Below are 12,225 nucleotides of genomic sequence, written 5' to 3' on the forward strand. Positions count from 1 at the left end.
CAATTAATTGAACTTTGGGGAAAAAAAGAATTAGTTGGAATTGACCAAAGATTCCTCTTCGGTCATATTATTCTCTTCAAGGGTTGGTTCTTCGGATTCTGACTCATCACCCGGTGAGAGGGCAGTTTCATTCCCTGCTTCAGGGTTTTCAATTAACGCCTTCAGCTCAATAGCATACTGCCAGGTCTCATCCAGAGAGAGAGCCTTATCAACTGCGGCAAGTGCCTCGTCCATTTTACCCTGTTTATAGAGTACAAATGCTTTTTGTGCCCAGAGATCTGCCTTTGTATCATCAAGGTCAATACCAGCTTCAAAGGTTTTTTGAGCTTCTTCAAACTCTCCAAGACTTAATTGGGCGATACCTTTTGCAAGATACGCACGCTGACCTGGTTCAATCTCAATTGCCTTGTCAAAGGATGCGATTGCTTCTTCAGTCTTATCAAGGTTTTTCAGTGCTGTCCCCTGATTATAGTAATATTCTGCTGAATCTCCCTTTAGAGTAATCGCCTCTTCAAAGGCCTTTAATGCTTCTTCGTAACTCTCCAGTTCATTCAGAACAACTCCGTAGTCATTCCATGCAACCGGATTGGTTTCATTAATTGAAACAGATTCTGCAAAGGCTTCAGAAGCCCCCTGCTTGTCGTCATTTTGTACACGGGATAATCCGAGGGTGTAAAATGCCTTAGACAGGTCATCTTCAGTCATCTGGGTTGAATTCAGAACTGTTGCCTGTTCAAGAGAGTCTGTTGCGTTCTGGTAATTTCCAAGCTGATACTCATTCAGACCTCTCAGGTAATACGGGTCAGCAAGATCAGGCCGTAATTCAATCATTTTTTCAAGAGCTACCGAAGCTTCCTCATAGGATCCTTCATCACTCAGTAATCCTCCGAGGTAATACCATGCATCAGCAAGACCCGGATTTAACTCAGTGGCAGTTCTGAATTCTGATATTGCACCGGACCGGTCACTTTGATCAATGTATACCTGTCCTTTCCAGTAATGTGCAATACCCATGGTTGGATCTGCTGCAATTGCTGCATCTAAAGCAGACATTGCTCCGGAAAGGTCATCCTGATCATAAAGTACTCTTCCCTTGTAATACAGTGCATTGGCATTTTCCGGGTTGAGTTCAACAGCCTTGTTAAATGCAACCAATGCTTCATCCGGATTGTTCCGGACTTCAAAGAAGATACGACCCTTTCGGTCCCATACGTCTGAATCGCTGCCAACGGTCAGGAATGGTTCAGAGTAATCTCCCTCGATGGTAAGAACTTCATTAAAGGTTGCTTCAGCTTCATCGAATTTACCAAGTGCACTCTCTGCAATACCTTTTGCATACAGAGCATCCTTGAACTGTGGATTAATTTCGATGGCTTTATCATAGGATTCAAGTGCTTCTTCAGGCACCCCCAGGTCTGACTGAGTAATTCCCTTCCAATAATATGCACGAGCTCCTTCAGGATTCAGTTCAATTGCCTTGTTAAATGATTCAAGAGCCAGTTCAGATTCGGTGTTCAGGAGATGAGCAATACCCTTATTTACATAGATTCCGGGATCATCAGTTGTATATTCAACTGCCTTTGTCAGTGCATCAAGGGCAGATACCGGGTCAGGGATTTCTTTCCCGATGAGATAGATGTACCCCATGTTACCCCATGCAGGCCCGTTTTCCGGGTTGAGGTTAGTTGAATTCTGATATGCATAGAGAGCAGATTCCAAATCTCCGGTCATGACATAAGCATTACCTAATTTGAAAAATATCTCACCATTTTCAGGTTCTTCTTCTGATGCCTTTATAAAAGCAGTGACAGCCTCTTCGTAATTTTCATTATCAAAAGCGGTTTGTCCCTGATCGTACCATCCCGTTTCGGTACTGTTTTCTTCTTCTGCCATTACTCCAGCCGTAAGAGCAGATAAGAATAATAACGTAAGAACCGGGATTATTATTCCGATCTTCATGCCATATATATCACTTAATCGTGAGAGAAATAGTTTCTTATTACAAGGTTTATAAATGAAATTTTTTTTTGCCAGGCATTATTTATTTCAATAAGAAAATAAATCCCGGGTCCCCGATTTTTTGTTTAAACTAAATTGAATCCCGATATTTATTTAATTGTCTATATTTTTTAGAATAATATTCAAAAGTGATTTTTTCCGGAAAATGGGATATTATTTTATAGATATCATACGTATATTAAGGGCACGCCGTTGTGGCTTAGCGGTATAGCGGCTGATTCGTAATCAGCAGGTCGAGGGTTCAAGTCCCTCCAGCGGCTTACTAACAAAAGTTCAAGTCTCCAAGCATAATAAGGGCACGAATTGAACGTCTTTTTTAACAGTGCATATGTCATATTTTCATGCCGTGAATATCTGATATTGTCGATACTATCAATACCTATAGGTGCTAATATATATCTATGGCCGAAGCATCCACCATCTATATTGAGAAGGTTGTAAAGGATCAGCTCAAGTCACTTAAACAGTATCCTAAGGAATCTTACAATGATATTATAAAACGCTTAATCACCTGTGCCATTGATCCTAATCCCCTTTCGCCCGAAGAGATAGCAGGAATTGAAGAAGCACTGGAAGATATTAAAGCCGGAAGGGTTCACACCGAAGAAGAAATAATGAAAGAATTTGGGGTTGAATGACTGATTTTCAAATAAATTATTCTAATAAAGCGAAAAGAAATCTTAAAAAAATCCCGTTACCTATCGCTCAAGAAATAATCCGGACTATTAGTGAATTAAAAATTAATCCCGGGTCAAAGGTTCAAAAGTTAGAAGGGTCAGACAAATCACCATTTCATTCTCTTCATGTTGGTGGATATCGGGTTATCCTTTCTATTCAAAATAAACAACTCATTATCTACGTGGTTGAAGCAGGTCTGCATAAACCAATATATCGAAAAAATTAACCGTATCTTTTTCCATGAAAAACCTGATTCGATTTGAAGGTTTTACCCTCTTAATAGATCCGGTTTTTTATGGAAAAAAGGATAATCAATATTCAGAGTAAATCTCTTTTCCTGCCTTCATTTTTTCCCGGATAACCTGATTAATACGCAGCATAACATTTTTTTCATCTGTTATCCCTTCATCAAGATATTGCCGGAGGACTGAAATTATCCCTGAACCTGCAGTTCGTCCGGCCAGATAACGACTTACTTTTACCATATTTTCAGAGCAGATTACAGATTCAGATTGAAGATAACTCATTGATTTATCTTCCATCTTCTGGTAATAGTGAAAAATATCAGAGATCTCATTGGTATCAATACAGGTTCCTGAAGATAGCCTTTCAAGATACCGGATGGTTGCATTTGCTGCTATGGCAGTTGCAATGGCGATAAATATCCGGCGTATTTCTCTTCTTTTCCGGATATTTACTGATATCCGGTTATCCGGAAAAGAATACAGAAAGGTATCAATTAATTTTTTATATAACCGTGAACCGGAAGGGTAAACCAAGTCATCGTCCGGGTATTTCCCAGACTGAATTGATTCTTCCCGGACAGTACAGATATCCTGTAATTCGCTATAAACGAGGGGAAGAATAAGCCTGTCATCATATAAACGCCGATAAAGTTTTTGTTCGTAACGAAGTGCTTCAGACCAGAATAGCCTGATAACAGTAATATGATGAGGACCCTGGTGAATCTCCTCCCAAAATTTCATGAGAGATTCTTCAAGTTTTCTAATATTTCCTGAGTATTCTCTCTTACATTCATCAAGAATTGTCTGATTTATGACTCCATTCAAAGCCGAACTCTCAATAGCTGAACCAGCTGCCCTTGCGGTAAAAAGATCTGCAAAAAGATTATGAAACCTGTTTACTTCTTTACTTTGTCCAAGTCCAAGAATCCTGATAAGAGGTCCGATAGTTATTCCCTGGACAAAAATTGTAAACAGAACAATGGTAACGGTGAACGCCATAATGAGTCCTCTGAATGGAAGAGAAGGTGGAATAGAAAGGACAAGAGCAATGGCGACCGCACCCCGGAGACCTCCCCAGAAACAGAGCGTCTGATATGAGAGAGAAACACGGTTTTTAGTAAAAACATTATAAATCCCGAAGATACTAAAGACCGGGATAAACCGTGCAACAAGTACAACTATAACAAGGAATAAAACCCCCAATATTCCTCCTTTTAGGAGAACTGACAAATCCTTGATAGATGCTATTGTTATACCGACCAGCAGGAAGATTAGACTATTTGCAAGGTACCCAATGTATTCCCAGAACATGGTAAGTTCTTCTCTCTGGTCCGGTCCCATCCAGTCAGAGGAAGCACGTGCGGCAAGAATCCCACAGGCCACAACCGCAATGACGCCGGAAAACCCGGACTCATCTCCAATCAGGTAAACAAGATACGCTGCAACAAGGGTTATCGTATGATGAACATGAGAATAGAGCGGAGTTCTCTTCATTATCATCCGGAGAATGAGTCCACCGATGATACCGATACTCATTCCTCCGATAAACGAAATTGAAAGATTGTTGATGAAAAGAAATGATGTATCAAGCATACTCATTTCATTTTTGATAATTGGTTCAGCGATAAGAAAGAGAACAAGCTGGAACATGATGATTGATGCAGCATCATTCAGAAGGCTTTCTCCTTCAACAAAACTTTGCAGACGTTTTGGAACGCCTATCTCTTTAAATATTGAAATGACTGCCACCGGATCGGTTGAGGAGATTAAGGCCCCAAACAGGAGTGCAAATAGAAGAGGAATTGCAAAATACCATGATACCATGTACCCGATGATACATCCGGAGATGACAACTCCGAAGATTGCAAGACTTAAAATCGGAATTATATTTCTTGAAAAAAGACGGGTATTAAGAGATATTGCCGATTCAAAAATCAGGGGCGGGAGAAATATATAGAGAATAATTTCATCTGCCGGAAGGTATGGGCCGATTGTTTTTAAAGCCGTAATATGTGGAACGATAAATTCAGCGAAGATAAATCCGATAATAACTAGACCAATCGTATATGGCAACTTCAGATGCCGCAATATCAAAGAAGCGGAAATTGCTACAAGAAGGAGTGAAATGATTATTATCTCATTTGCTATAATCAGATTTTCATACATTATTTCCGGGCCTGTCCAGATATATAGGAAATTATTCGATAAGATACATCGGGTAAGACACCAGTCCAATAAATTTGGTTATACTGCTCTTGTTCAAGACGTATATCCGACAAAAATGGTATAAATTAAAAAATCCCCTGTTCAACCCGGTCCCATCTCCGAAAACCCATCCTGATGAACACATATGCCGGAATAAATAGGAACACCGACACAATCCCGAACCAGGGTTCAAACGAGGTTAAAGACCCAAATATTGCCATAGCGACCCCGATTAACAGGAAATATTGCACCATCACCCTGGCACTATATACCAGGACGCTCGGAGACAGACCGGTAAGCCAGATTGTAACCCCCAGGACATAATAGGAAACCGAAAGAGTCAGAACCAGAACCGGCAGAAGATAAAAAATTTCTCCGGAAAGGACACATATGCACGAGATAAAAATTGCCGGAATTATCTGGAGCAGGGAAAAAGAAGTAATTTTACTGGTGATAACATCTGGAACATCTACAGGTAATAATGCATAGACACTAAAGGAGTCAAACATCGTAAGCCAGGTATACATCGTCGAGGCGATAATTCCGGTAATCATTGCAAAAGTAAAGAGTAACGGTAGAATTGAGACATATTCATCAAGAAGAGATAGAAAAAACCAGATAATCACAAGAGGAAGCAGGAAAGAGAAAATTGACTGCCCTATTACACTACCGCTCCGCCATAAATCAATCATGTCCTTTGCTGCAAGTGCGGGATTGGGAAACCATTTCAGACTTCTGATGAGTGGCTTCATCCTGCTGTGATATACTTTTTCTGTAGCCTTGATATCCGGAGAATAGAGAAGCAACGCAGCGATAAATGGGAAAATAATCACGAAAAAGGATCCAATGAATGATAGAATGGAAAAATGGTGAAAAAGGAGAAGAGGCGGAAAGAATGATGCAGGATTTTGCCCGGTTAGAAATATCAGAACAATACAACAAAGACCTGTAACAATCAGCAGGACACCAAGTACCCGGGCAGATCGTTCATATATTGTCGACAAAAGGAATACAAAGGACATACCTGTCAGAAATGAGAATGTAAGTGACACCAGTAATCTGATTGGTATAATCACAGGAATGCCGGTAAGAAATGACCCTATAAGAAATCCTGCTCCGAGCGGTAGTATCCAGAGAATGAAATAATACAAGGTATCCTTGAGCACAAAAATGGTGAAGATATACCGGGGAGTTAATGGAAGCGTCCGGGCAGAATATGCAAGAAGACTTGCCTGTCCAAACCGCCTATTCATTACCTCATTTCCAAGAAGACCGAATGCTCCTACCATGATTCCGAGCATCAGGTAATTTGCATGAATAATAATTACGAGGTCAGAAAGGGGCATGGTATTCCCAATAAGGGGAATAAGAAATGTCCCCATAAATCCCATAGCAAGGATTAGTACCGGAAATAATGCAAAGTTCAGACTTCCGAACATGGTGGAATGAATTCTCCACTCCTCTTTCATCATATTTAAAAAAAGTCCGGACATTAGTTACTCCTGACCAGGGAGAGGAAAAATTCTGGAAGATGCCCGCTCTTTTCTAATACCTCATGTATTGTTCCGCAAAATAGCAGGTTTGCTTTATGCAGGATTGCAATATCAGTGCATATTTCTTCGGCGGTCTCAAGCAGGTGAGTCGATAAAAAAAGCGTATTGCCCTGATGTACATACGAAACAAAGAATTCTTTTACCTTTGTCTGCATTATCGGATCAAAATTGATGAGTGGTTCGTCAATCAGTGCCAGTTTTGGTTCATGAATAAATGCCTGGGTCAGCATCAGTTTTTGTCTTGTTCCCCGGGATAGATCTTTGCAGAGAACATCTCTTTTATCGCCAAAGTCCAGAAATTCAAGCCACCATAAAATTTTTTTCTCTAGATCTGGGATCTTTCTTATCTCTCCCACAAATTCCAGGTACTCCATAACGGTCAGAAAACTCGGAGGAGTCTCCTGTTCCGGAACTATTCCGACCGATCTTCTAACCTCTACCGGATCTGATGTGACATCAATATCAAGTACATATCCTTTCCCGGAGGAAGGGAGGATTTGTCCGGTCAGCATCTTAATCATGGTTGTCTTTCCTGAACCGTTTGGACCTAAAAGACCGAATAATGAACCTTCACGAACAGAAAAATTTACCCTGTTAACTGCATCCAGATCTCCATATTTTTTTCCAAGGTTATCTGTGATAATTACCGGTGCCACTTATTTCCTCCAACTCGTAATAATCAAGGCCATCTGTTTAATTGTTATATCAATTATCAATAATCCGATAGTTTCAATTGACTCAAAGGACTTCTTTTGCTCGGGATATGATTAATTTTTTTCTTGGGTAATAGTAATAAAATCAGGGAGATTTTTCTTCTAGCAAGGATTTATATCTCGCAACTCCCCGTCTTACCTCTTCTTCACGGATCATTCCTTTCCCGGAAGAAAGTTCAAATATCCGGGATGGAATCTGAACCTTGTCTGGTTCTAGTGAGAAACCTTCTCTCAGCTTGAAAAGGTATTTTTCATAAAGAATATCCCGTCCAAGAATATCCAGTTCTTCAATGGTCATATCAATTCCACTGATAGAAAGCACCTCCCGGATTACTTCCCTGGAATAAAGACCACGGGCAAAAAAACATACAACCAGACTTGATAAGATCTGGCGGTATGCCTCTTCATGGTAGAGTTCTTCAGCAATTTCTTCAGGTGTTCCGGGAGATTTTTCTACAGGTTTTTGGTCAATACTGTACCCGGCATTATCAAGATGACTGTGCCGTGCACCACAAATGTACCCGATATAAGTCGCCGGCCCCGTATGATATCCGGGCATTTCGTTCTTTCCAAAAGAGAGAGCATATTGTGTCCCACCATATTGTGATGCTGCATACTCTGCACCTTTTCCAATATCCCGGTAAAATTGATTTGATTGTCCTGCCAGAAGTTCAAAAAACTGGAGGTATTGAGGAGTATCTCCAAACTTCAGGTTTACTCCGGTCTCCTGCGGGCCGATAATACCATTTTGCATGGCTTCTGTAGCCCAGGCTGCACATACACCGGCAGACATTGCATCAAGACCGGTCTGTTCAATACTGTCGATTAACATGAGAACATCCTGCGGATCAGAAACTCCGAGCATAAATCCAAGGCTGTAAATGAGTTCATAATCATAACTCACCGGTATTGTCTTGAAAAAATAAGGATCGTTCGGGTATGGAATCCTAATCTGACCGATATGAATGCAACTTACCGGACAATGTGAGCAGGCAACTCTTCTGGATAAAAAAAGCCTGGCAAACTCTTCTCCTGACAGGTTATCCGAATTATCCAGTCTTTGCTCAGTGAGGTTTTTTACCGGAAGTGATCCCATGGCAGAAAGTGATTTTACATTCACCGGAGTGCCAATTTCATGGTATTTTTGCATGAGAGACGATTTAGTAACCTGCTCATAAAGTGTATCATAAACCTCCCGGTATTTTTTCTGGTCAGATACCGAAATGAGTTCATCTCCGGATACCAAAACAGCTTTTAGTTTTTTCGATCCAAACACTGCTCCAAGACCCATCCTGCCAAAATGACGATAAGTCTCTGAAGTAACATTTGCAAATCTTACAAGATTTTCCCCGGCTCTTCCTATCCGGAGAATAGTCCTGGCTCCCGGAGTTCCGTCTTTTGATCTGATTATCCTGGCAACCGTATCACTCCTGGCAGTTCCCCAAAGAGCACGGGCATCACGGAATGCCACCCCGTCTTTTGTTATTGAAAGATATACCGGATGAGATGCTGCCCCGGTTATCACTATTGCACCATACCCTGCTGACCTGATGGCAAACGGAGTTCTTCCACCTCCATGACTTTCCCCTAAATTTCCGGTCAGTGGTGATTTAAACATTGCAACACACTTCGAAGCAAGGGGAAAAAGGGAGGTTACTGCCCCGACAGAAAGAATTATCGGATTTTCCGGGCCAAGAGGATCTGCCCCTTCCGGACAAAACTCATCCAAAAGTCGTATGGCAACTCCTGCCCCGCCAAGACGTTCCCTGAATAGTTCAGGCCGTTCCAGAGTATGATATTCCCATTTTGAAAGGTTGATTACCAGAATTTTTGAAAGAAGGGCATCATTAATCATCAGGATTCACCTCCTGTAGTTCAATTACCCCATAAGGACAATAATTGGCGCAATAACCACAATAAATACAAATGACCGGATGATTTTCTTCCTTATCCCAGGAAATGGCGCCAATAATACACCCATCAAGACAAGAACCACAACCGGTACACCTATCCTTATGAAGAATTACTCCCCCTCCCGGACGAAGAACCAGGGCATCTTCAGGACAGAGACGGATACAAGGGGGATCCGGACATGCTCTGCATACCCGGACAGAAAAACCCCGTTCTATTCCGCCAACTGAACTGACATGAATGGCTGATTTGCCAACTCCACCAAAGCCCAGTCTCCGGGTGCAGGCAAACATACAGGACTGGCACCCGACACAACGGTCGGCGTCAATGACGGCGAGCCGCTTTTTTGCCATGTGAGGAAATGGAAGTTTGAAGTAATCAATATTTTGGAGAAAAAAAGTTAAATATATCTTGGGTTTAACGAGAGCATACGGGGAGTATACATCGGCCTGTAGGGCATTTCTGCAGTCTCTTCATGTATCATTTCAACCAGTTTGTCAGAGCTGCAGGAGATCTTATGTGGTTTATTCGGTTCTGACTGTGCCCGGACAGTGACAGTCAGGTTGCCGGACGAAACTTCGTTATCTCCAACAACGATGACATAAGAAACCCAGTCCATTCCGGCTGCACGAATCTTCTTATTTAAAGAGTCGTCCCGGTCATCAACATCCACCCGGACATGTGCCTTGGTAAGTTTATCTGCAAGGTCATTTGCATATGCCAGGTGATTGTCCGTGACCGGAATTACCCGCACCTGGGTCGGGGTGAGCCAGGTTGGAAGGTGGGCAACCTTCTGATTTACGGTATTTTCCAGAATTGCACAGAACACCCGTTCAACAGACCCGGTTGGTGAACAATGCAGAATTGGTGGGAACACTTCAGTCCCGTCGGCAAGGTGATATTTAATCCCGAACCGCTTTGAACTCTCAACATCAATCTGAACGGTCGGGTTTTCAATCGGACGGTTCTGCCCGTCAATTGCTGCAAGGTCAACTTTTGCAATCCAGTAATGAACACGGTCAGAGAGGGTTTCAATAAGCATGGGAACATCGGATTCCTTGACAATCTTCTTAATCCAAGCCTCGTGCTCTTTGTAAAACTCCTCTGTACACCGGAACACGGCTACGAGCTGGGTTCCAAAGTCACGACCGGTTTTCCATCCGATGGCAAGTTGTTCTTCAAAACAACTCAGGGCATTCTCAAGATCCTTGCACAGGGAATGCATATCCGGCATGGTAAATGCACGAAGCCTTTTCAGCCCGATAACTTCTCCTTTCTGTTCATGCCGGAATGAATAGGTGGAGAGTTCGTACATCTTCATTGGCAGGTGGTTTGGTGAGATATGCATACTCCGCATCGTGGTAAACATACCAAAACATGCTGCAAACCGGAGCATCATATTCCGGTTTCCGGACTTGAACCTGTACTGCCGTTCACCGAACTTATCTGCATGCTCATAGATTGCCTTGTCAGCAAGGTCATACATGACCGGAGTCTCGACCGGACTTGCCCCGTAATCAAGAACCAGTGAGAGTGCATAATCTGCAAGAAGATCGCGGACCAGTTTTCCACGCGGAAGCCACCTGAGATGACCGACGTCAGAGACCGGCTCATAGTCCACGAACTCCTTTGACCGCATGAGGTCGACGTGGACCGGTTCTCCACCCACCGGAACGGCGGTTCCTATCTCCTTTTTGATAAGTGACGCAAAAGGAGAATCATCAAGAAACTCTTTTACTTCATGGACATTTCCGTCCGGAGTCATAACAAAGAATTTATGTTCAATGTGCTTTTTTTCCGGTTTTACGGCATCTTCAGAGGGAGTAATAGACCGGGAAAGTTCACTGAGCGGATGTCCTTTGCAGGAAAGTGAAAATGACTTGTACCAACCAAAGGGAGCTCGCTTCACCTCATGTCCGGCCTTATCCAAAGCCTCTTCTATTGATTTCAGCGCAGCAACGGCAAGGTCAGGAGCTGCAAGATCTGATGAAAGGTGTGCATATGGATACACCATCACCCGGTTACATTCAACTTTACCTGCCATTTCACTAATTGCTGCAACTGTCTGATTGACAACATCATCGATACCATCGGCATCAGGTGACTCAACCGCACAAAAAGCCACCAGGGCTTCTTCAAGCCTCCCGGATGGACTACAGGGGTCTTCAGCAATTTTCGTCTTTTTCTTTGCTTCGTATTCAATGAAATCTGAATGAATTAAAAGAAGGCGCATGAATCAGGTCTCCAAGTACAATATCCATATATGTTGACGTTTATGAGGTATAAAACCCCGTAGGTTTTCAGAGAAATCAGAAATGAAAACAGGGTATTATCAGACCCTCTTTTTATTCTCATAATACCGGGAAAGAGTGGCTTGACGCTGATGCAGGTATTTTGCATCCTTTTTAGAATTATACGGACAAAGAGCACGTTCAGTCGTATAAAAAACAAGCTGACCGATGGGCATTCCTGCATGCATTCTCACCGGGCGGTGGTTCACATTACACATCTCAAGAGTGATACTACCTGCAAAACCAGCGTCAATCCATCCTCCGGTCTGGTGAAGCTCAACACCAAGCCGTGCAATACTGCTTTTTCCTTCAATGCTTGCCACAATATTATCAGGAAGACGTATTGCCTCTAATGTCTCTGCAAGCACAAATTGCCCGGGATGAAGAACAATACTATCAGCGGTCATCTCCTCTGTATCGCCTGTTACAGACTCGCGGACGTAAGGATCGATTACATCATCACTTGGAGTATACCACACAAAATGGTTTCCAAGCCGGATATCTATTGAATTTGGTTGGACTAATTCCGGATTATATGGCTCAATACCGATATATCCCCGTTCGATCCGATCGGTGATCTGCCAGTCAACAAGGATCATGTACCGATTCT

The 12,225-nt window shown here is 42.4% G+C and carries 10 protein-coding genes and 1 tRNA gene; 3 read left to right on the plus strand and 8 right to left on the minus strand.

What is annotated here, in order from left to right:
* Positions 1-30 precede the first annotated feature (30 nt).
* Complete coding sequence (locus tag DLD82_RS13110; RefSeq protein ID WP_109941583.1) at positions 31-1,959, minus strand: tetratricopeptide repeat protein; 1,929 nt, start codon at positions 1,957-1,959, stop codon at positions 31-33.
* Positions 1,960-2,207: 248 nt separating this feature from the next.
* Between DLD82_RS13110 and DLD82_RS13115 the strand changes: the two genes are divergently transcribed.
* From DLD82_RS13115 to DLD82_RS13125, 3 genes are all read left to right on the plus strand, one after another.
* Positions 2,208-2,279, plus strand: a tRNA-Thr gene (locus tag DLD82_RS13115).
* Positions 2,280-2,420: 141 nt separating this feature from the next.
* Positions 2,421-2,657, plus strand: a complete 237-nt coding sequence (locus DLD82_RS13120; protein ID WP_109941584.1) for a DUF7557 family protein — start codon at positions 2,421-2,423, stop codon at positions 2,655-2,657.
* Entirely contained in the window at positions 2,654-2,923 is a 270-nt protein-coding gene (locus tag DLD82_RS13125; RefSeq protein WP_109941585.1) for a type II toxin-antitoxin system RelE family toxin, read from the plus strand. Before DLD82_RS13120 ends, DLD82_RS13125 begins: the two co-directional genes overlap by 4 nt.
* A gap of 85 nt (positions 2,924-3,008) precedes the next feature.
* Here DLD82_RS13125 and DLD82_RS13130 read toward each other — a convergent pair whose 3' ends face one another.
* The 7 genes from DLD82_RS13130 to dcd all read right to left on the minus strand — a co-directional run bounded on the left by DLD82_RS13130 (position 3,009) and on the right by dcd (position 12,214).
* The gene (locus DLD82_RS13130; RefSeq protein WP_109941586.1) at positions 3,009-5,108 is read right to left on the minus strand and encodes a cation:proton antiporter; all 2,100 of its coding nucleotides are present in this window, start codon (positions 5,106-5,108) and stop codon (positions 3,009-3,011) included.
* 125 nt (positions 5,109-5,233) lie between these two features.
* Positions 5,234-6,640 carry a hypothetical protein gene (locus tag DLD82_RS13135; RefSeq protein ID WP_181391438.1) on the minus strand — a complete coding sequence of 469 codons (1,407 nt, stop codon included), beginning with the start codon at positions 6,638-6,640 and terminating at the stop codon, positions 5,234-5,236.
* Positions 6,640-7,356 carry an ABC transporter ATP-binding protein gene (locus DLD82_RS13140; protein WP_109941587.1) on the minus strand — a complete coding sequence of 239 codons (717 nt, stop codon included), beginning with the start codon at positions 7,354-7,356 and terminating at the stop codon, positions 6,640-6,642. Before DLD82_RS13140 ends, DLD82_RS13135 begins: the two co-directional genes overlap by 1 nt.
* 142 nt (positions 7,357-7,498) lie before the next feature.
* Complete coding sequence (locus DLD82_RS13145; protein WP_109941588.1) at positions 7,499-9,268, minus strand: aldehyde ferredoxin oxidoreductase N-terminal domain-containing protein; 1,770 nt, start codon at positions 9,266-9,268, stop codon at positions 7,499-7,501.
* Positions 9,261-9,677 (minus strand): 4Fe-4S binding protein, encoded by a 417-nt coding sequence (locus DLD82_RS13150; RefSeq protein WP_245920448.1) that lies wholly within the window; start codon positions 9,675-9,677, stop codon positions 9,261-9,263. Before DLD82_RS13150 ends, DLD82_RS13145 begins: the two co-directional genes overlap by 8 nt.
* 47 nt (positions 9,678-9,724) lie before the next feature.
* Complete coding sequence (locus DLD82_RS13155) at positions 9,725-11,557, minus strand: threonine--tRNA ligase (protein ID WP_109941590.1); 1,833 nt, start codon at positions 11,555-11,557, stop codon at positions 9,725-9,727.
* Positions 11,558-11,656: 99 nt separating this feature from the next.
* A complete protein-coding gene (gene dcd / locus DLD82_RS13160) occupies positions 11,657-12,214 on the minus strand; it encodes a dCTP deaminase (RefSeq protein WP_109941591.1) in 558 nt (185 codons plus the stop codon).
* Positions 12,215-12,225 lie beyond the last annotated feature (11 nt).

Origin of the sequence: Methanospirillum stamsii, from assembly GCF_003173335.1 — an archaeon.
Lineage (GTDB): Archaea > Halobacteriota > Methanomicrobia > Methanomicrobiales > Methanospirillaceae > Methanospirillum > Methanospirillum stamsii.